The sequence below is a fragment of the Luteitalea sp. genome (genome assembly GCA_009377605.1).
Taxonomy (GTDB): Bacteria; Acidobacteriota; Vicinamibacteria; order Vicinamibacterales; family Vicinamibacteraceae; genus WHTT01.
In genome coordinates this window covers 17466-37927 of sequence record WHTT01000049.1, presented here as the reverse complement: position 1 = coordinate 37927, position 20462 = coordinate 17466, and the positions used below count along the sequence as shown (strand labels likewise).

The window sequence follows — 20462 nt, the reverse complement described above, 5'->3', positions numbered from 1 at the left end:
TGTAGGTCTACACCTATCACATATTCCGACAGGCTGTCAAATCTGCGTGAGGGGCTACATCACCCCCGGCGCCTGACCGGTCATCGGCCCCGGGAACGCCGGCTGCCCGCCGGCTTCGTTCTCGTTCTCCTGCGGCCCTTGGGCGTTATTCGCTCCTTCCGGCCCCTGCTGGCCGGGATCGCTCTCAGCGCCCTCGCCGGCCCCGAATGGCGAAATCGGCTTCGACGCCATCGCGTTCATCGCGGTGATCGACGGCGCCCCGGCAACGTACAGTTCCTCCATGTCGATACCGAGCAATTCGGCGTACTTCTCGGCCAACGGTTGCGGGTTCACGCCCGGTAGCTGGATCAGGTACGGTAGCGCCCGCTCCATGTTGGCGAGATCGGCGGCTTGGTTCGGCCGGCCGCTCGACCCCGCCTTGATCTCCAGCAGCAAGTCCTTGGCGATCTCCTCGCGGGTCGGCGGCGCATCCGGCCACACAGCACCGGGGCCAGCGATCTCGATAGCGGTATCCTTGGTGACTTCCAGCAGCATCAACTGGCCAGTCGCCTTAGCGAGCGCGGACAAGAACTCGTCCAGGTCGTCAATATTGTCGGCGATCGACGACATGCGCGACTGCTCGGCGATCGACGATTCGGTGGCGGTGCCGCCCGAAAGCGACCCCAGATTGGCCTCCTGGGTGCCGACTGCACGAAGCGCGTCCTGGTACGCCGTCTCGACCTCGTACTGATTCGGGTCGATCCCGACGTGATCGAACTTCTGGACCTTCTTGTTGATGTCCTCGTTCGGCGACAAATTCACCTCGATGACGGCGTGCGCCGGCGCGGACTCCATTCCCTTGAGATCGGCGTCTTCCAACGATCCTTTCCCCGCGAAATACTTCGGCCGGTTCGCGTGCCGATGTTCCCGCCGCGCCTCCCGGGCGCGGTTCATGTCGAACTGCGCATGGCGCATCAGCCACACGTCGGACTGTGGGTATTTCTGGTTCTCGTGCTCCACCTCGTTGAATACGAGCGGGAACAGCGGGAAAAATCGCTCCAGCTTCACGTCAGACGCCTGCGGCTCGACGACGAAATCCGGATAGCCCTCGATCAGCACGAAGCACTGCCGGTTTCGCTTGTCGTGAACCTTGTGGACCCGGCACATGGTCATTTTCTTGTCGCCGTTGCGCTTCTCGGCGCTCTTGTACTTCGTGTAAGCGTCCTTCAGATCGAGCGGTTTCCCGTCCGCGCCGTTGTACGTTTCCGCAACTTGCCTCGGCGTCATGTCGAACCAGCGGGAATACCAATTCGCCCCACGAAGCGTCTTCAGGTTCTTCAGGTTCTCGTCGATGATGATGTTGCGCGGGTTCGGCCAATCGAACACCGGCCCCTCGCGAACGACCAAGCTCTCTTGCTGCTGCAGGTCTTGCAGATTGAGCCGCAATTCTTCAATGGTCGGGCTGTCTTCTTCCAGTTTGCCCTCGGCCATCTGCCCCATCGCGGCCTCGGTGGCCTTGATCTTGGCCGTCACGTCGGAAATCTGCGCGTCCACATCAGGCCGCGGCTCTAAGATGCGCTGGTAGCCAAGCTCACAGAAGCCAACCGAACACACCTTCGTGCGCCGCACGAGCGCCTTCAGTTCAGCCTTGAAGTCGCAATCCTGCTCGCCGGTGTAGTGGCCCCATAGGATTTCCAGCGTCTTGCCAATCTTGTCGACCATCTTGTTGTATTGGTCGACCGCGACTATTTCCTGCGACAGCGCGTCCATCTCAGGGGGCAGCGGCGTCATGACGCCGGCTTCCGCTGCCTCCGCCTGCATAGCCATCGCCTGCTGGAGCATCTGAAGCGACTGCGGATCGCCGTCCCAGACCTGGTACATCAGTTGCTTGCGGCGCTTCGCGAGTACGCGAGGATCCTTGGCGTACAGCGCAGCGACGATCTGGTTGATGTGCCGCGGAATGATCGGCACCGTGTACTTGTCGGCGTCGACCCATTTCTTGTCGGCGCCCTCCGCCGCCCACTGCTCGCATTTGTCCATGCGCTTGAAGACGTGGTCCCAGTGCTTCCTGGCGCATTCGATACGCTCGAACCACTCCTTGACGAGCGCGGCGCGCGCCGGCTCGACCTCGGGGCCGACGCCGTCATACGACGTGTTCTCCGCCTGCGGGGAGTCCTTCACCCCCGGATCCATTACATCAACCACTTTCAGAACCCCGCTGACCCGGCGGCACGCTTCTCGGCGCCCGCCCGTTCCTTGGAACTTTTCAAAATCCACTCGATGCTGCCTACCGGCGGGCCTTCGGCCTCGTGTCGTTCGACAGGCGCCCTGATTTCCTTCATCAGGCCCAAGCCGATGTAGGCAAGCCAGTCCACGAAGTCGTCATGGGCGCCGGTCGGGAAACGCAGCATCTCGCCCCGCGCCTGCTGCCACCACGGGGCGAACCGCGGAAACCGCACCTTCCCCATCCGCATCCGGCCCTGGATCGCCCGGGCGCGAAGCGCCTTGTCGGTCTTGTGCGGGCTGATAGGGTCCAGCGCGACGTACACGCGCTCCTCGCGCATCCGCTTGAGCAGAAACGGCCCAAACGACTTCGATATGTTCTCGTCCTCGATCCACCACAGCATCGGCTTGTGGTTCTTGAACTGGATCAGCAGTTCGTCCACCGCCCTGTCGGTTGCAAATCTGTCCCGCACAAGGGTAGGCAATACCCAAATGTCATCATTTTCATCAATGCCCACGCACCCCATGACGGTGAAGTCGCGGTCCTGCTTGGTGCTGACCGCGTGATCGCTGGCGCCGTAGACGCGGAGGTTCTTGGGCAGCTCGTCCCGATCGTACTCGACCAGGTCGGCCGCCCGGAAGTAGTCACCGTCCTCGGGCGACGGCTGCCCCATGTAGAGCGACGAGAACCCGCGCTTGTCGAGCCGCTTGGCACGCGCCAGCCGCTCCAGCGAGTGCCGGTCTTCCCACAACGCGACAAGCGGCTTATCGCCAAACTGCGCGCGTACGAGATCGTTTTTCGGTGTCTCCAGTGTGAGCCCGAGGGCTTTCGCCAGATCTGGGTCAGCAATCACGGCGGGGATGTTGATGGACATCCAATCATCCGCGATACCGGCGTACTCTTTGTCGCGGTCGGGATGCTCAGGGTCGCAGAGACGGCCGATCAGATCGTCGCTGTTCCACCGCGTGTGGACCACCACCATCGCCGAATCGTTGTGAATGCGGGTGGACGCGACGCGCGTGAACCAATTCCATAACCGCTGTCGGTAGATGTCGGACTGCGCCTCCTCGTCGGACTTGATCGGGTCGTCGACCACGAAAATGTCGGCGGGCTTGCCGGTGCCCGAACCGCCGACGCCCACGAACGCGGCCTTACCGCCGGCGGCGGTGATGAGCATGTCCTTGGCCTTGCCGCCGGTACGCAGTTCGCACTCGGGGAAGACCTGGCGGAACATCGGCGACTCGACGATCGCCCGCACATCGTCGCCAAAGCCGTTCGCCATGTCCTGGTTGTAGCTCCCCAGGATCATGTTGATTCGTGGATTGCGGCCGATCTGCCACGCCGGAAAAGCCCGGCTGATGATCTGGCTCTTACCGGTCTGCGGGGCAATCGACAGCGCGAAATTGCGCGCGCCGGTCTTCGTCAGTATCTCGCGCCGGTCAATCTTATGCAGTATCTCGCAGAGCAGCCGCGCCTGTGGAGTGACCTGGTAAAGCGACTTCGCCGGGTCGTCGATATCCTCTGGGTCCGGCATCGTCAGGCGCATGAACGCCAACAGATCGTCGTGCGCCTCCCGCACCGCGATGAGGCGTTTCGTTGCCCTGAGAAGTTCCTGTTTGTCAGCGCTCACTTCCGCTTCCGTTCAGCCGGCCCCGAGCCGATCATCCAACTCTCGACATCGTCGAACGACCGCCGCACACCGTGAGGCGGGACCCGCGCCGATCGTGTGCGCGCCTGTTTCATGCCGCCACCGCCAGCATCTGCGGCGAGATGACGACGCGCGACACCTCACCAAACTTCTTGTGGTAGGTGATGACCTTGGCTGAGCGGCCGGCGAGCCACCCACCGTTCGCCGCGTAGGCATCCGGCGCGGACAACGTCTCGTGCCGCTCCACCTTCATGAGGTTGGTGGACTTGAGTTCGTCGGAGTGCAGATGCCCTATGTGGGCGTAGCTGTGCTTCGTGCGGCCGAACACGTCGCGGAACTGACCGGCGAACACCGAATCCACGTCGGCGATTTTGCGCTTGTGGCCGTGGTGATAGAACAGCGACGTTTCGCCGTGCTCGTAGCAGTAGTAGGTACTGGCGCTACTGTCGACCGTCACGCGCGGCTCATCCTCGAAGAACGCCGCGAACATCTCGCGCAGCCACGCGCCGCCGGCGGGGTCGTGGTTGGCGTCCGCCATCACGATGTGGACGCGCTCGTGTTTGGCCAGCAGCCTCGCAACGATCTGGCGCAAACACCGGATAACGACGCGAATCATTTTCTGTAATCGGCTGTCCGCGTCGAGCACGTGCGCGTGCGTCGGCGTGACGCTGAGGTGCGAGTCGTGGTGCAGCAAATCGCCGAGCTGCGCCAGGATGGCGGTAGCGGCCGGCGGTGACAGTTCGATCGCGGCGGTGAACCAATTGAGTAACGTCCGCTCGGCTTCTTTCAAATCCCACGCTTCTTTGCGGGCGTTTTCTTCCGGCCATGCCAGCATGCCAAAATGCAGGTCGGTGACGGTGAATTGATTGAGCAACTCGGTGTCGCCCGGCCGAAGCGGCGCCGCGACCGGCTCCGCCCGCGGGACTTCCTCCTTGAGCGCCGCCACCACGGCGCGCATCGCGGCTTCCTGCTGCTCGGCGTCAGGCATGTACCGCGGCCACGATTGAACTATGCGCCCTTCGGCGTCTACGTGTGCGGTGATCTTGCCGAGTACGTGTGTCGGCGGCGGTTCGTACCTCTCGCCGTGCTCTTGCTTCTGTGTGACGTGCTGACTGCCGTCCGGGGCGGTCGTGACCTTCGTTATCTCGAACCCCGGCATGGCCGGCGGTTCATCAAGCAACAGCCCCCGCCGCGCCGCTACCGCGAGCCGGGAATGGAACGTCCGGCGGTCAATGCCGAGCGCGTTGGCCGCCAAGTACTTGCGACCGTGCGTGTGGAGGGCGTCAACCGCCTCCTGTAGTACCTCGTCTGACAGCGGGGGCGTCGGCATCAGTCGGTCACCGCCACCACGTCCTCACAACCTCGATCGCGATGTTGGCGGCCCCCGCCAGCACAAACGTCATCACCGACACCACCTTGAGCCCAAATCGCTTGGTTCGCCGGTAGTCCTCGACGTGCGGGTGCATTTCCGCCACCTTTTCGACCACTGCGGGGAGCTGCGTCTTCATGTCGATCAGATCCCTTGCAATCGACTCGGTTTTCGCCTCGTGGGCGGCGCCGCGCGCCAATAGCGTCTTCACGGCGTTGTTAACCTCGCCCAACCGGAAAGACACTTCGTCGAGCGAGCTCATAACGTTGTAGGTTTCTGCGACATTTGTCGTCCTACGTCAAGCCGGTCACTTTCCTGTTGCGTCACCTCCCGGTTGCGCGCTAGACTGCCCCGCATGGTTGCTCTCCCGTGTCCCCACTGTGGGCACTTCCCCCGTATGGTCGCCCGCGAACCAGCGTGGATCTGGACGTGTGAGTGCGACCCGGTGCCGGAGCCCGATTACTACGCTCCCGACGAAGTGAGCGAAGCGGACGAACTGTACGGGCCGAAGTAATCACCCCTGAAACCCACCCGAGCACGCCGCGAAGTCGTTCGTGCTCTGAGGGGCGTTCAGGTTAGCGGTGCTGCCTGACGACAGGAAAAACTCCGGCTGCGTCGGAACGCTGCCCGTTGCGTTGAAGCCTTGCTTCACGTAGCATCCGACGATAGCCCCGCGCACGCTGTTGTTTATGCCGCTGATGCACTGATCCACCACGGTATTGTTGCGACTGAAGAACTCAGTCCCCATGATGGCGACCTGCTTAACCCCAGCGCCGGAAAACGTAATCATGTTGCCGTTTCCGGTCGTCAACTGGCAGCCGCTCATGCGCAATTGGACGGAGCTGTCGTCTGTCTTTCCGTTTTGCACAACCAAACTCTTGGCCTCTGAGCCAGCGGTGTTGCCTGCGTCCGCGACGCAGTTGCTGAAACCGACGTTGATGAACGAAGCCGGACCGCTAGACCCCATCGCTAGGCGAATGCTCGCGACCTCGGCGCGGTCGAACACGCAATTCGTGAAGACGCGATTCCCGATCAAGCGGCTGGTCGCCGAGATGTCCAAAGAAAAACCCATATTGGCGTTCGTCATGTTGAACTCGCAATTTTCCACCTTCCAGGCATCGCCTAGATTGTTCTCGCCGGGGTGCATCCAGATGCCCCGGCCACCCAAGTTGGTGCCTCCTCCAATCGAGCTGACGAACGAATTGGTGAGCTTGATGTTTGCGCTTCCCACGTCGTTGAAGGCCGCCTGAGCGCCTATCGTGCTGGCGGCGATCAGGTCGATGCGAATCCGATCCATATTTCCTTGGCGAGCATTCGTCTCATCAGCGACGTTACCCAGGATGATCCCATCGACACACCGATCAATTTTAACGTCATCGAGTTTCCAGTTTCGGAGGGCATTTCGTATATCGAACGCCGACCCGACCAGATCGGCGTCAGCGCCGGAGAGCAGCCCGTGGTCGATCCCGATGTGCGAAATATGCCAGCTACGCGCGATGTTTAAACTGTCCCCGATTCGGAAAACGTTCGTATTTGTGGTGCCGGTTTTTTTGATGATCGTCAGTTGCTGGTGCGCCCCACGGATTTCCCAATCGCTCGCCGTGATTGCACCCAGGACGCCACCCGAGACACGAGAAATGCCCTCGGGGACGAAGATTTTCTTGTATACATCCGAATTGAGCATCCCGACGACGGTCAGCCACGCAGTGCGGTCGTCCGTAGAGTCATCCAGGAGCATCCCGAACATCTTGGTGTTGACGGTCTCCTCGTCGGGCTCCCACCAGTCGTTTCCGGCGTCCTGGAACTTCGCAGTGTGGGTAGGCTCGGACGTGCTGACGTTGCGCCAGTGGCCATGGCCGCCATCGCCGAGCGACGCATAGCCGTGGACGTAGAGCCGGTCGTACGCCGACACGTCAGCCGCGGCCGCGGCCGTCGTGGTGGAAAACTGCGGAATGCTGCCGAGGTTCGCGAGCGTCGCGGGCGCGTCGCCAACGTCGAGCGCACCTTCAATCTCGAAATTGCCGAGTTGGTCGACCTCCCAGACCTTTACGCCGGCCGTAGACCCGCGGCGCAGGTACGCCGAAAGTTTGCCGGTCTGCGTCCCTGTTCTTTCCGCGAGTATGGAAGCGGTAAACTGCTCGCCCCCCGTGGCCACAGCAAGCGCCAAGACTGACTTGTTTCCGGTGCCGTCGTTATTGGATACTCGGGCCGAGTGGCCCAACTGCGCGTTTGTGAGCGTGCCGCCTACGGTGGTCGTAGCCGTGTCTGCGGTATTCCGCTGGAAGATTTGTGGGTTAGAGTTGACGAACGTATTGCCCGACGCCAAATGCGCCAAAACAGCCGGATCGGGCGTGAACTCCTGGCCTGTCAATATAAGGCCGGCACCGGCCATGTATGAATTGGCCGCCTGGGTCTGAACCCACGTGATATTGGTCGAGCCGACGGTCGGGGCTTCGGTGTTCGAACATTTCCATTTCGTGGCGGCGTTCGCGGTGCCCTCCAGCACCAGCACTTGCCGGCCGACGAACTCGTCCGATTCATCGTTGTCGGTCGCGCGAGTCGGAGTGCCTGTCGCCTCGACCGTGTAGACGCCGTTGTTCGTCGCGCCTGCCTGGTTCTTGATGAGGATGCGATCGCCGGTGGCGAGCACTACGCCGTCTACCGTGTCGCCATCCTCGAAGCTCGAAGCAAGCGTTCCGGCGACCACGGTCGCCACGCGCACCGGATCGAGATCGACAAACCCAGTCGCTAACAGCGTCTCGGCGAACACCTTGACGGCGTGCTCGGTGACGAGATCGGTTTCACTGTCGTCGCCGAGCGTCACGTCATTGCTGAGCCCGGCCACTGCCGCAGCGCCAAGCTCCAGTGCGGTGCGGGCGCCAGATGCATCGGCGGCGCCGGTGCCACCGTTGGCGAGCGCCAGGATGGACGACCCGACCGCCGCAGCCTCGGAGAGATCGATCGAACCGAACGCCAGTGCGTCGCCGGCGGCGCTGCCACGGAGAACCTGGTAGGCCGCGGCCTGCATATCGGCGCGATTGGCCGTGCTGTTGCCAGTGACGCCCACCACCGAGCGGGCGGAGCCTTGCGCCAACTTGGCATTCGACACCGCGTTGTCGGCGATGGTTACGACCCCTTCGGAGTCGACCGTGATGTCGCCCGACAGGGACAAGGGGTCGGTGGCCAGGTCCAGCAGGAGTTCCCAGAAGCCGGTGTTCAGGTCTTCCGAGAAATCCGCCGTGGACGTGTGCGACTCGATGGCGCGGTAGAGCGACGTGAAACTGATGACCGTATCGCCGACGACGTAGACGGTGCCGGCCGCCCAGACGGTGGCGGGATTGATGCCGACCAGTACTTCGGCTTTGAGCTGGTCGAACCCGACAGACTGGTTGGCGAGCGCGGTGTCGTCGCGCTGGATGAGCGCGAGATTGGCCAAAATCTCGTTGAAGGTGTTGACGACCGCGTTGAGCTCGGTGTCGAGCGTCTGCCCCGGGAGCGGGGTCGACGGCGAAAGCGCCTGGAGGTCCTGGAAATTGGCTACGCGTTCGTAGGGAGTCGGTTGTGCCACGTTGCGCCCGTGCGGTCAAACGCCGTGGGCGAAACGGCAGAACGTCCCTAGTGGATACTACACTGTCGGAATATGAGACGCAAGTAGGGCGCTAAAGCCCCGTCGCGTCAACGTGAACGTTCACGCGCCCGAGCGCGCCACCTGTAGCGCTGGCCGTCCCGACCTGTACGCGCAGGCCGACGTTGGTTGCGTCGACGCTGTGGACACGCATGAAATCGACAACAAAATCAGTCACAGCCGTTTCCAGGGACAGAGACGCCACAACCTGCAAGAGTAAAGGCGTCTTCGCAAGACCGTGAGCGATTGTGACGGTCTTTAAGCCGGTCGAATCCAGTTCAAACGTCCCAGACAGTTTCGCCTGGGTCTTGTACCCCTTTACGGCGCTGAAGATGTTCCCTGTCCCGCCATCGGACACCACCTCGACTTCCCCGCCACAAACCACGTTGTTGTTGGCACCAGAGGCAAATTCTAAATCCGAGGTGTCGTTGTCGGTGCAGATGTTATCGCGGTAAACGCCATCGTCAGCAGCGGACACGATGCCCTTGTCGTTCCCGGTGACGCGATTGCCGTGTACAATGGCGCGGGAATTGTTGAGAGCAACTTCAATGCCTGTGCCGCACCCCGTAATGTGCTGCCCCTCGATCAAGCTCTCCACCCCATTGCCCGCGGCGTGAACGCCGCGTTCTGCCCCCTCTACATAGCCTGGACCAATCGACAAAGCGCCTTCTTGGTCGTGGATACCGCGTGTATTCGTGACACCAGAAGCCCCGGGGGACGCGATCAGGCGGTGGCCGTAGACATAACTCTGCCGCGGGCCGTGGCCGCGCCCCTGCGTCGTGTTGGTGCTTTTGCCGCGAATCCCGCTCTGGTTCTTATCGTGTGCGCCAAATTCAAGGATGGTGGGGTTGCTGATAACCCACCCACGACCCATGAAATCGAGAGACGCTGACGGACTTGTGGATGCAACCCCGCCGATCCCGCACCGCCTCAGCCACGCCCGATCGATGACGTTTCCGTAGCTAATCGAACCGTAGTCCTTGACATCGATGCCGTCGTAAAGGCTGTCTTCGCCGTGGAACCCGACAATCTGACAATCCTGTATGGCCCCGCCTTGCAGACCGATCAGGTAGTGCGGATTATCGTGGAAGTAGCAGTCGATCAGTCTCCATCCGCGTGAACCCCACGCGCGTATGACCGCGCCTTCGTGTTCGCCGAGAAGCGGCCAGCACCGTACCTCTCGGAACATGGCGTAATCGTCTTGTGTGTCAGACTGGACTCGCATCGCGAGGTAGTACGTCCCCGCCGTGGATGGGGTCCATTGAAAGTTGACACCGCCCGCAGCGCTGAGAATTGCCGTCGTGCTGACTGCCGCCCCCGTCTGAGTATCCGAGACAAATACTCGTGCGCTGGCGCCAACCGCCACATCAGTGACGCGACATGTGATCTGATAAACCACCGAGCCGTCGATGTTTGCCTGAGGCACCTCAAAAGGATAACGATAATCTCTATTAACCACCGCACCACTGGCGTCGTTCTTGGTGACCTTGAAACTGGTCGGCCGAACAGACGTGTCTTCCCCGCGGAAAATCTCGAATGTCGTTGCGGAACCGCCTGCGCCTTCGACCCATCCTGCTGTTCCGGTAAGCTCAGGATCACCCGCGACCTGTTGCAACCCAAGACCGCCGTCAACCTCTAGGCCGTAAATCCCCCCGCCCGTGAAGTAGAATACACCACGGTCTGTGACCTCGCTGAGCGGCCGCCAGTCCCACACGTGCCCCGCGTCCTCCACAATCCCTGGGGTGCGCTTACGCACCAGTTTGGCGCCATAGCCATACACAAACAAATTACTTGGCGTCCCCTGAAGGCAAAATTCTTGCCCTGACACCTTCAACACTTGGTACGTCTGAGGCCGCAGCATCAACATGCACGGGCGGCCGAGAGCCGTCGCCTTGTCGATAGCCTTCTGGATCGCTGCCGTCACCCTGCCGGCGGCAGCATCATCCAGCCCCGCCCCGTAGGTGATGTTGGGCTCGATGTCGTAATCTTCCGGCGTAATGACGTTGCCGTGAACCATTTCCGCGAGGTTGCGGAACACGGCTTCTGCGTCATCAGGCGCTTTGACGTTGACCGCTACATCGGTGAGAGACCCGCCCGTGAGCGCGACATCGTCCGCGGCCTGGGTGGCAATCGTGCCGAGACCCAGGGCTGTGCGGGCGGCCTCTGGCGCTACCGCAACCGGGTTCTCGCTCGAACCCTGCCCGACCCAGAACTGGTCGGCGGCCAAGTCAGGCAAACCGATGTTTTTCCGGGCTTCAAACCTCTGCGACTGACCTAGTCCTTGCGATTCGGCGTAGCTGACCACGGCCAGCGTCTCGACCTGCTCGGCCACCGTAGCGTCGTCCAACAGCGCCCGGCCGGCGTCCGTGATCGTGACCGCTTCAACGCCGTCGAGCACGCCGACGGCCAGCTGCTCCAAACCAACGCTCTCGTTCGCCAGTTTTCCGTCATCACGCTGGATCAGCGCGAGATTGGCCAGAATCTCATTAAAGGTGTTAACGACCGCATTGTATTCAGAATCAAGCGACTGCCCTGGGATTGGAGTCGACGGCGAAAGCGCCTGAATGTCCTGGAAACTGGCTACGCGTTCGTAGGGGGTCGGCTGAGCCATGTCTTAGGCCAACACCAAATTCGGCGACGCATTCGCAAAAATCGACGCCATGTCATTGCGTTTCGGCTTTTTTCCGCCCTCGGGGGGCTTTTCGGCCGCGGGCGGCTGTTGCGCGGAGAGCAACTGCGCCATCAGGGGGCCGAGACCGTCAGTTGGAGCGGCGGGGGTCAGAGGTGCCACCCCTGGCGCCCCCGCCGCGTCGGGAGCGGTCGCGGCTCGCGAGCCCACGGGCTGAGTCCCCGCCCCGAACTTCTTTGTCCACAAATTGGCGAAATCCCCGGCCGTCATGCCGGGTTGGCCGGCGTTGAGCCGAATCGCGTCTTCACTGACGACGCTTGACGCCGGCTGAGTGGGATTCCGCAGCAGATTAATGCCACCTTGGCCGCCCTGCTGGTGCATGAGATAAAATTGATCACCGGTCGGATCGCTGCCGAAGGTTTTACGGTAGGCCGCCTGGTTATCGCGCCAAAACCGGGCAGCCGCGTCGGCGCTGGCCACCGGGTCGAACCTATCGCCTCGGCCATACTGTTTCCAATTGCTGTCAATCTGCTGAAAAAGACCACCGGCGCTCGAATTGGGATTCCGGGCAGCCGGGTTCATGCCCGATTCAAGCTGCGCCGCCCGCATCAGGTACTCAGGCGGGATCCCGTACTGCGCGGCGGCCTGTTGGATGATGTCGGCAATCGTAGGCATGTCGCGCCTACAATACCACGGGCGGTAGTGGCTGCACAAGCGGCCAGAAAGTGTTCCCGTAAGTCCCCACGATCACGATCCCCTGGTTGGTCGATGCGTGCTGCGGGAGATTGCTCGTCAAAAAGCGGATAAGCCGGGTACTGGCTACAAAGAGCTTAGGGTGCATCTCTGAAAAGGAACGGCCCCAACGCCCAAGGTGCTACGCATTGCATACAGGCGACCGGCGTCGGGGCCGTAAGTCTGAGACAGTTGAGACTAGACAGAAGGGCTTTTCAGGCCCGAGTCGGAATGTAGGATACTGAGACGGGTGTTGTCAAGCGGAGAATTAAGCCAACGCGGGTTCGGTCCATACTCTCCGGGTTTCACGGAGCACCCGCCATCAACCGAACTATCAGTGGGCCAGTTAGCCAGCATTTCCGCGTGGCCACGCGTTGACCTAAACGGCCGGGGCCATTGTCCCATCCTTGGAGGCGATCAACTCTCCCGGTCTTGGTTTTGTTCCCCGGTCGGAGCGGCCGATTGCATACCGATCAGTGGCAGAGGCAGGTCCGGCCTATTCGCCAATTCCTGAAAAAGAGGGCGGCAAGTGAACCGCTGAGCGACAGTACCGCCCCGGCCGGCGTCGGGGGCGAATCCCTTACGGGGCTAACCCAACGTCGGATTTGTAGGCAGATGTAGGTTGGATTGTCAAGCGTCATACTCATAATCCGACAGAAAGTGTCGTTTTTCGCGCATGGGCCTTGAAATTCAAAGTAATTCGACAGAAAGTGTCGTTTTTCACACATGGGCCTTGAAATTCAAATTTTGCAAAATTAGCGGAAGCGCCCCCGGGCTCTGGATCAACGCGCGCGCGGCCCCCGGCCGGGGGGCGGGGCCGGCCTCCGAAGGGCCGGTGTAGCATACCTTATCGCTGATACGGCAGCGTACATGCTACCTAGCCCCGCGATACCGCCTAACCTAGGCGGCGTTAGTCTAGCCAAGCCAAAGGCTTAGTGTCGGCGTCATGGGCGTTTTGAGCGTTAACGGGCGTTGCGCGGCCGGCGAGCTCTGATTCAAGCTTGGCCACGAGCTCGTGCAGTTCGTGCGTCGTGCGTTCGGTCAGAGGCTTCTCGATAGCCGACTCGGCACCCTCTGCCTTTGGCGGTACCCAACCGGCAAGGCCTATCAGGTCTCTAGCGCAGTTGCGCCGGACTGCAGGCGGCACGCGTTCATCGTGCGCCAGTTCGTCGAGCACTCGCGCCGCACCGGGCGCCGCGGTGCTCAGGAAGCGGGACACCTCGACCCGTATCGCGGCAAGCACGCCCTGGTGTCGGAGGAGCGTGCTGGAGATAGAATCCAGGTTTTCAGATTCGTATCCCGCGAGTCGGGCAGACTCGGCTTTTGCTCTTCCTGAGCAAAAGTGGCGAACGAATTGCGCCTGCTTTTCCGTCAGTCCAAGCGCCTTGCTGGCACCCACGATTCCGTGTCTCGGCGACAAAACACCAGCCACTAAAATATTTCTCCCGTCATCACATTATTTTGTAGACATGCCGCACGACGTATGCCTACAATGCCGACACTAGCACACTGAGACACGAAGGGACAAGACGATGCCCGACCTTACCAAGCTATCCGCCGCCAAGCTTCAAGCGCTGTACGACAAGCGCTACGCGGCCGTATCGGCGAATTGTACTGCGCTGATCGAAGCCGGGTTTGGCAACATGCGCGGCAGTGAGATTCGCGCAATGGACCATCCCCTCGCCGGCGAACACCGCCGCGTCAACGACTCATTTTATGAGGTCGTCGCCGAACAAGACGCGCGCAAGCGCTGGCACGGTTCGCTTAAGCCGATCAAGCGCGTCGCCTAGCCGCGCGCCTTCCTCCCTTGATCTGGTGCTGTGTCAGAGCCCGGATGCGCCGTCATGTCATATATACATACATCACCAACAACGGAGAACGACGATGACAGCCACCTACACGCTCACCACTACCGAGGCCCGCGAGTACGACAGCGGCGACGACGAGCGCGCCCAGCGCGTGATTAGCAGCCTCCGCGATCGGTACGGCCGCGAGGCTAACCGCACGGGTAATGGCGTGACGGAGATCAGGCACCCCAGCGGATACACCATTGGCCACTACCGCCACGACTAGGCCGCTGACGAAGCCAAGCCGAAACGTGCTAAAAGCACATCTTGAGACAGAATGGAGAGACAGATGACAACGCCGACACCCGGCCGATGCGCGGCCTAGACAGACAGAAGGGACAAGACGATGACCACCATCCGAGACCTAGTACTCATATCACGAATAGCCGCACGCCTTCCTCGCTGAATACTGAGGCGAATCACCGCAGACATGAAGGGACAAGACGATGCATCTCACCGACATGACCTACGACCAAGCGAATCACATGCTGCGCACCGGCCGCGCATCGGAAACCGCCGCCCGTGAGTATGTCGCCACATGGAACGCCTACAAAGTCTCGACGCAAGCCACGCTGATTGAGGTCAGGGACAACGGCTTTCGTCACGTCGAGATCATCGTTGTGGACGCGCCCTAACCTAGCCGCGCGCCTTCCTTGTTGGATACTGAGACAGATAGGAGCAGACACATGACGAATCGCGAACAAACCGCCCTGCTGAACCGATATCTGCGGCGGCATACATGGGATGATGCGCATTGGATGATCGCAAACATATGCGCCCTGCGCTCGGGGCGCGCTTGCCCCTGGGCTCCACCATTCCCTTACAAATTCAGTATTTGAGGCGAAACGGCGCCCCAAGCGCCGTCCGGCCGGGATGGCTTCCGGCCGCTGATGAGCCAAGCCGAAACGTGCTACAAAGCACATCTTGAGACAGAACGGAGAGACAGATGTTTACCTATGACCAGCGCCTCGACACGATCGTCACCCACGCTTGGGAAATTTGGACTAAGAACGGCCTGCGCCTGGACGACGAAACGCGCGCCGAGACCACTAAAACGGTACAGGATGCCGCCGCCAACAGCTATGTCGACGACATCAGCGACCGCGATTGGCTCGCCGCAACGCTGGCGCGGTTACCTGAGACAGAATGGAGAGAACAGATGCCGCATAACCCGAACTGCGACGGCGACCATTGCCGCGTTGAAACCGGCGAGGTTCGCGTCTACCCTCTCGGCGCCGGCGGAAATTTAATCCTTTGCATTGCGTGCTTCGCCCATGAGAACCGCTACCACTACAACCGCGGCCACGAAACCGGACGCCCGGACGACTGGCCGCACGTCAATTGGAACACCGCCGAGAAATACCCACAGGAGGGCTAAATGATCACACTCCTTTCCGCCCTCCTGCGCCTCCTGATGATGGCCGCCGTCATGGCCACATGGGTTGCGTATGCCGCCAACGCGTGAAACTGAGACAGATGATGACACGCACAGATATTCTCAAGCGCAAAGCCGACTGGGCCGAGCGCAAATGTGACGAAGCGGCGGCTTCTTCAGCGCCATGGGCGCTGGGAAACCTCCGCCTCTACCAGAACCTCGCATCGAAGTTTTGGGGCGAATACTACGCCGCCTTGACGCAAACTGAGACAAACCCATGACCACAATCACCATCGCAATCAACGGCGCCGTCCGCCTCCGCGGCGAATACGACCCCGCAACGCAAGCCGCTCAATTGGCCGCCGAGCTCGATCACGCCTTACCGACCCTCCGCCAACAGGGGAGGGTAGCCATATGGGCCGAAGCCGCCGACGGCGTGGCTCACCTGATCCACCCTTACGCATCTTAGACGCGTGAAAGTGAGACAGACGATGACAGACACAATCGCCAAAGTCCGAGACATGATCGCCGAGGCTCAATCCCGAGGACTCGACTGGGGGCAAATGCGCGCGAACGCCCACAAGCAAGCGGAATCTCTTGGGGCCGAAATCGCCGCGTGCGTCGTGTCCCCGAACACCGCCAATGACGGCCGCATAACCCAACTCGCGGAACGGGCCGAAACCTTCCGGGCGGAGTACGCCGCATTCGTCGATCTGTGGTTCGCGAGCGCCGACGAACAAGACCGAGAACCCGCCGCCTAACCCCCCTTCGCCTATCCCCCCCCCTACCTCAGCCGCCGCCTTGGCGGCTTTTTTCTTTTGCGGCTATGCCGCCCTCCAGAAGCCCGTACAGCCACACCGGCTCCTCCCCTACGCCAGCCGCCTGCCGCGCCATAATCTCACCAGGCGTCCGCTGCGCCCCGTCGTGAGCCGGGTTGCGGGTGCGGGTCAACCAGCCCTTCTCCCGCATGTGCACCAGCGCTATGGCCGCTTGATCCTTGAGCATGCCAGCGGCCTCGTACAGGTCGCGCGCGCCGTACCACCCACCCGGCTCCATCAGCCTCAGAAGGCGCCCCTGGTTGTTGGTGGCCAGGTCGCGGCCTTTGAGCCACCGCGCCCGAGCAGCCGCGTGCCGTTCCGCCGTTGCGGTCGAGACTGCCTCGCGCTGTCGCCGCGCCAGGTTGGCGTCCCTCGACCGCTGCCGCTTCTCATTCGACTCCTTCCGGTGCCGATCGCCTTTCCGCATGACGCGCCGGTCCGTCGCGGCCGCCATGATCATGTCCCACGCCTCTTGGTCGAAACGCCATTCGGGGGTTTTAGCCATCACCACGAACCAACATCAAACTCACAAGCGTTGTCCCCGAACGCCCAATCAACTCTGCTGCGCGGGTAACGAATCGCAGCCCAGTTCAACTTTCCAACCATCATCTTTTCCTTTCCTGCTATCCGGTCAAACGGACATCTCCCCCTTTATATAGGGGGGGAGAGGTTTGTCCGCTTCTAGACAACTAAATTGTCCGCTTTTGTCCGCTTCTGTCCGCTTCTCACAACATACTGGCCGCGCTTGTGTTTTTTCCATCCCAACTTCTGTCCGCTTCTGTCCGCTAACTTCCTGATTGCGTCTTTTGATCCTACAACCGGACAAAGGTTCTTGTCCGCTTTTAAATACCATGCTACCTTTATTTCGTCCAACGTGACGATTGTTTCGCCGGCCGGATTTGGGGTTTTTCCGTCTGCGATTTCCTCCACGACGGACGCCATGTCCTCCTCGGCTGGCGTCAGTTCCAGGTCAAACTCGGGGGCCGTCACGTAATTCACCACGCACGCCGTCACCGGGTCGCCGTCCGCATCGACTCCAAGGTGGAGCGATTCGAGCTTGAAGCCCGCGGACGTGACCTTCTCCAGGTCGCGTTGCTTGGTGTCCCTGACGGTGTTGTCGTGCACCTCGATCTCGGTGTCGATCGTTCCCAGCAGCCCCGACCAGCCGCGGGCGCCGCGGCCTATGTCCTTACCCGCGTGGTGAACGGTGCACACGTGTGCCCCGGTAGCCGCCTGGATGGCCGCCGCGTGTTTGAGATACAGCCCCATGTCCGAAGGATCGGTGTCGCTGCCGCCTGCCAACGCCGCCACCAAGGTGTCGATAGCCAAAAAGACAATCGGCCCGATCTCAGCCTCGATCTCCTTCAGGATACCGAGGAGCCTCTTCACCCCATCCGCGCTTCGCAGGTTGAACGCCTGTGGGATGATAACCAACGGCACATCGTCGGGGGTGTCGTGCTTGCGCTTGAGGGCTTCGAGGCGTTTGAACAGCCCCCTTGCACCCTCCATCGCCACGTAGACGGCTACTCCCTGCGCCACCTTGCGGCCCATCCAGGGTGTCCCGGTGGCGATCCTCCACGCCCAGTCGAGCACGATGTACGATTTGCCTGCGTTGGGCTGCCCGAACACGACCGAGAGCGCCGCGCTGTCGAGCAGTCCCTTTATGAGGGGCCGGGTGTTGGTGAGCGCGCGGCGCCGGCCTTCTCCGAACGTGACCCATGCGCGCGCAGCCACCACAGGCTCGAACTCGTTCGCCGGGTTGGCGATGCCTGGTGGCGTCTTTCTGTAGCGCGCCGCGTTGTCAACTTTCCGTGACAAATCCTCCAAGTCCCACGGTGGCTCGCATCGTGGGTTGTAGTGTTCCGCCATGAGGTTCAGACACACGCCCGGCGACAGCCCGAAGTCTGTAGCGCGAGCTGCGACCATGAACGTGGTGGCGTCGCCGCCGGCGTTCTCGATCGCCGGCTCGGCGTCGTGCTGCAGGTAGTGGCTGGCAAGCCCGATGGCTGATTCGGTGTCGAGCTCGCCGATGGGGGCTACGCCGCCTTCGGGCCGCTCGATCGGTGCGGAGAGTTTCGACGGCAGCCAATCGGGGATCGGCGCCAGTTCAGAGAATTTCATACGCCACCCCGTCGATCACGCTGCCCGGGCCAACGACCAGCCCGCCGTCACCCCGTATGTCTACATCGTCCGCTATTTTCGACACGGAGTTCCTGACTGGGCGGTCGATCCTCAAATAAACGTGAAGCCCGCCGGTGGCCGTGCGGACGCGCATCGTGTCCGGTAGCCCCCAGATGTTCTCGTGCACCGCGAGCGATTCGGCGCCGCGCTTGCCTGGCTTGGTGTCGTAGTCGATCACCACGAGCCCGCGGCCGGTGGCGATCCCGACGTTGCAGTTCGGGCCTTTCGACGCTAGCGGGTCGCTATTCCGGCCGTGCGGCTTGTTGCCCCACCACGTCTCTATTTGTGCTTGATCGGTCGTTGCCAGATTCTGCCAATTTGTAATCGCTGGTGTTTTACCGTTTGGTATCAACGGGAAGACGCGGAAGCCTTTTCGCGCCAACGCGAGCGCATGATCCTTGAGCGGCATATTGCCTCGACGATTTTGTGTAGGATTTTGTCGGACTCCAGTTGACAACATACGGCGCGGGGGCGTACTGAGTCAAACAACCCGCCGGGGTGAAGCGGGCTTTGACGACCGAAAATGAACAACAGGCAACGGGACGCAAGGGATAATCGATGAAACTCGCCGTGGATTTGGGAACTAAAACCGGCTACGCGTTCACCACATCGACGGCCGCCAACATCGTCTCAGGTGTCTGGGACATGAAGCCCGGCCGGTTCGACGGCGGCGGGATGCGGATCCTGAAGTTCCGCGAGAACCTGGCCAAGATCCACGCCGCGCATCCGATTGACGTTGTGTGGTACGAGGAAGTGCGCCGGCATCTCGGCACGGACGCGGCTCACCTGTACGGCGCTTTGGGGGGCCAGCTTATGGCGTTCTGCGAGGAGCAGACCCCCAAGATCCCCTACGAGGGTGTGCCGGTCGGCGCCATCAAGAAGTGGTGGACCGGCAAAGGCAATGCGCCGAAGGAGCTCATGGTCGAGATGGCCCGGCGGTGGGGCTACGAACCGGTCGACGACAACGAAGCGGACGCGATCGCGATTTTACACATGAAACTGAGTTGAGAACAGGAGGGACACATGAAGGTCGTGTACAACTCTTGCTACGGCAGGTTCGGTTTGAGCGTCGAAGGGATGCGCCGGTACGCAGAGATCAAGGGCGTCGAACCCGATGACTGCGACTACGGCATTCCACGCGACGACCCGGCTTTGGCCCAGGTCGTCGAGGAGCTCGGTACGGCGGCGAACGCTTCGAGCGCCCGATTGGCCATCGAGGATGTCCCGGTGGGCACCAAATGGAAAATTGATAAGGACGACGGTTTCGAATCTGTGATGACGGTCGATGACTACGACTGGCACACCGCGCGCTGATTTATGGGGCGGTCCCCGACGCGTACACATGAAACTGAGTTGAGAACAGGAGGGACATGAAATGGCTATCCGGATGAAGCACTACGCGGGAGTTTTGACGCGACGGGCCGACGCGGTGATAGGCTCCGACGCGTGGGATCGGGTCGGTCGTCTCGTTGACGAACGTACAAACGGATTCACCGACCACCGGCGTCTGGGCAGGTTGCTGGACGCGGCAGTCGCGGTGGCCGGCCGGAACAAATTCACTGAAGCCGATTTCGTAAAGGCTTTTTCTAGATGTTGATGCACGAACTCCCCAAGGCTCGCCTGATCTCACTCCAATGGTCATGGCGCTATTTCTTTTTTGCGAGGTTCCGTCTTGCGAACGCGGTGCGATTCCAAGTCGGATGGCTTGTGATCCTTGTCCGCGCACCATGGCTTGAACGGTCCGCGCGCGCCATTTATCCGCATTTGGCTGACTAGTCATGGTGAGCCAGCGCCCAATGTCCGAAAAACCTAGCGATATTTCGGACATCTTCGGCCCCAACGTCGGCCCGCCCACGGAAAAGCCGATCAAAGGCGTCGATACGGACGACATGGGGTTTTGAAATGGATATTAGCGAACGATTACTGGTGGCCGGCAAGCACCTTGGGAAATGCCTTTCCGGATATCGAGACGACGATCTCAGGTCGGCGGCAAGGGGCGCCGTCGATCTCGCTGAACTCATTCTTGACGCTGCTG

The 20462-nt window shown here is 61.3% G+C and carries 20 protein-coding genes and 1 other RNA gene; 9 read left to right on the top strand and 12 right to left on the bottom strand.

Annotated elements, in window-relative coordinates:
• Window positions 1-54: 54 nt before the first annotated feature.
• The 8 genes from GEV06_16795 to GEV06_16760 all read right to left on the bottom strand — a co-directional run bounded on the left by GEV06_16795 (window position 55) and on the right by GEV06_16760 (window position 13644).
• The gene (locus tag GEV06_16795) at window positions 55-2172 is read right to left on the bottom strand and encodes a hypothetical protein (GenBank protein MPZ19556.1); all 2118 of its coding nucleotides are present in this window, start codon (window positions 2170-2172) and stop codon (window positions 55-57) included.
• Between the two features lie 14 nt (window positions 2173-2186).
• The gene (gene terL / locus GEV06_16790) at window positions 2187-3833 is read right to left on the bottom strand and encodes a phage terminase large subunit (protein ID MPZ19555.1); all 1647 of its coding nucleotides are present in this window, start codon (window positions 3831-3833) and stop codon (window positions 2187-2189) included.
• Between the two features lie 109 nt (window positions 3834-3942).
• Window positions 3943-5181 (bottom strand): oxidoreductase, encoded by a 1239-nt coding sequence (locus GEV06_16785; GenBank protein MPZ19554.1) that lies wholly within the window; start codon window positions 5179-5181, stop codon window positions 3943-3945.
• 7 nt (window positions 5182-5188) lie between these two features.
• Window positions 5189-5482, bottom strand: coding sequence for a hypothetical protein (locus GEV06_16780; protein MPZ19553.1), 294 nt, complete (start codon window positions 5480-5482; stop codon window positions 5189-5191).
• Window positions 5483-5734: 252 nt separating this feature from the next.
• Window positions 5735-8788 carry a hypothetical protein gene (locus tag GEV06_16775; GenBank protein MPZ19552.1) on the bottom strand — a complete coding sequence of 1018 codons (3054 nt, stop codon included), beginning with the start codon at window positions 8786-8788 and terminating at the stop codon, window positions 5735-5737.
• 91 nt (window positions 8789-8879) lie between these two features.
• A complete protein-coding gene (locus tag GEV06_16770) occupies window positions 8880-11456 on the bottom strand; it encodes a hypothetical protein (GenBank protein ID MPZ19551.1) in 2577 nt (858 codons plus the stop codon).
• A gap of 3 nt (window positions 11457-11459) precedes the next feature.
• On the bottom strand, window positions 11460-12149 hold the full coding sequence (locus GEV06_16765; protein MPZ19550.1) for a transglycosylase SLT domain-containing protein: 690 nt from the start codon (window positions 12147-12149) through the stop codon (window positions 11460-11462).
• Between the two features lie 967 nt (window positions 12150-13116).
• Window positions 13117-13644, bottom strand: coding sequence for a hypothetical protein (locus tag GEV06_16760; GenBank protein MPZ19549.1), 528 nt, complete (start codon window positions 13642-13644; stop codon window positions 13117-13119).
• Window positions 13645-13738: 94 nt separating this feature from the next.
• Between GEV06_16760 and GEV06_16755 the strand changes: the two genes are divergently transcribed.
• From GEV06_16755 to GEV06_16725, 7 genes are all read left to right on the top strand, one after another.
• Window positions 13739-13996: a hypothetical protein gene (locus GEV06_16755; protein MPZ19548.1), complete on the top strand. Its 258-nt coding sequence runs from the start codon at window positions 13739-13741 to the stop codon at window positions 13994-13996.
• 94 nt (window positions 13997-14090) lie between these two features.
• Window positions 14091-14279: a hypothetical protein gene (locus GEV06_16750; GenBank protein MPZ19547.1), complete on the top strand. Its 189-nt coding sequence runs from the start codon at window positions 14091-14093 to the stop codon at window positions 14277-14279.
• A 220-nt stretch (window positions 14280-14499) separates the two neighbouring features.
• Window positions 14500-14688, top strand: a complete 189-nt coding sequence (locus tag GEV06_16745; GenBank protein ID MPZ19546.1) for a hypothetical protein — start codon at window positions 14500-14502, stop codon at window positions 14686-14688.
• Window positions 14689-14891: 203 nt separating this feature from the next.
• An RNA gene (locus GEV06_16740) (hammerhead ribozyme type II) lies at window positions 14892-14959 on the top strand.
• Window positions 14960-14999: 40 nt separating this feature from the next.
• Window positions 15000-15431, top strand: coding sequence for a hypothetical protein (locus GEV06_16735; GenBank protein ID MPZ19545.1), 432 nt, complete (start codon window positions 15000-15002; stop codon window positions 15429-15431).
• A 274-nt stretch (window positions 15432-15705) separates the two neighbouring features.
• The gene (locus GEV06_16730) at window positions 15706-15897 is read left to right on the top strand and encodes a hypothetical protein (protein MPZ19544.1); all 192 of its coding nucleotides are present in this window, start codon (window positions 15706-15708) and stop codon (window positions 15895-15897) included.
• 52 nt (window positions 15898-15949) lie between these two features.
• Window positions 15950-16189: a hypothetical protein gene (locus GEV06_16725; protein ID MPZ19543.1), complete on the top strand. Its 240-nt coding sequence runs from the start codon at window positions 15950-15952 to the stop codon at window positions 16187-16189.
• A gap of 28 nt (window positions 16190-16217) precedes the next feature.
• Here GEV06_16725 and GEV06_16720 read toward each other — a convergent pair whose 3' ends face one another.
• From GEV06_16720 to GEV06_16710, 3 genes are all read right to left on the bottom strand, one after another.
• Window positions 16218-16751: a hypothetical protein gene (locus GEV06_16720; protein MPZ19542.1), complete on the bottom strand. Its 534-nt coding sequence runs from the start codon at window positions 16749-16751 to the stop codon at window positions 16218-16220.
• Between the two features lie 176 nt (window positions 16752-16927).
• Window positions 16928-18367 (bottom strand): AAA family ATPase, encoded by a 1440-nt coding sequence (locus tag GEV06_16715; protein ID MPZ19541.1) that lies wholly within the window; start codon window positions 18365-18367, stop codon window positions 16928-16930.
• Window positions 18354-18887, bottom strand: a complete 534-nt coding sequence (locus GEV06_16710; protein MPZ19540.1) for a hypothetical protein — start codon at window positions 18885-18887, stop codon at window positions 18354-18356. Before GEV06_16710 ends, GEV06_16715 begins: the two co-directional genes overlap by 14 nt.
• 98 nt (window positions 18888-18985) lie before the next feature.
• On the opposite strand from GEV06_16710, the gene GEV06_16705 reads away from it, so the two are divergent.
• Both GEV06_16705 and GEV06_16700 read left to right on the top strand, forming a co-directional pair.
• Complete coding sequence (locus GEV06_16705) at window positions 18986-19435, top strand: hypothetical protein (GenBank protein MPZ19539.1); 450 nt, start codon at window positions 18986-18988, stop codon at window positions 19433-19435.
• Between the two features lie 15 nt (window positions 19436-19450).
• Window positions 19451-19741, top strand: a complete 291-nt coding sequence (locus GEV06_16700) for a hypothetical protein (GenBank protein MPZ19538.1) — start codon at window positions 19451-19453, stop codon at window positions 19739-19741.
• A gap of 1 nt (window position 19742) precedes the next feature.
• Here GEV06_16700 and GEV06_16695 read toward each other — a convergent pair whose 3' ends face one another.
• Entirely contained in the window at window positions 19743-20318 is a 576-nt protein-coding gene (locus GEV06_16695; protein ID MPZ19537.1) for a hypothetical protein, read from the bottom strand.
• Between the last annotated feature and the right edge of the window lie 144 nt (window positions 20319-20462).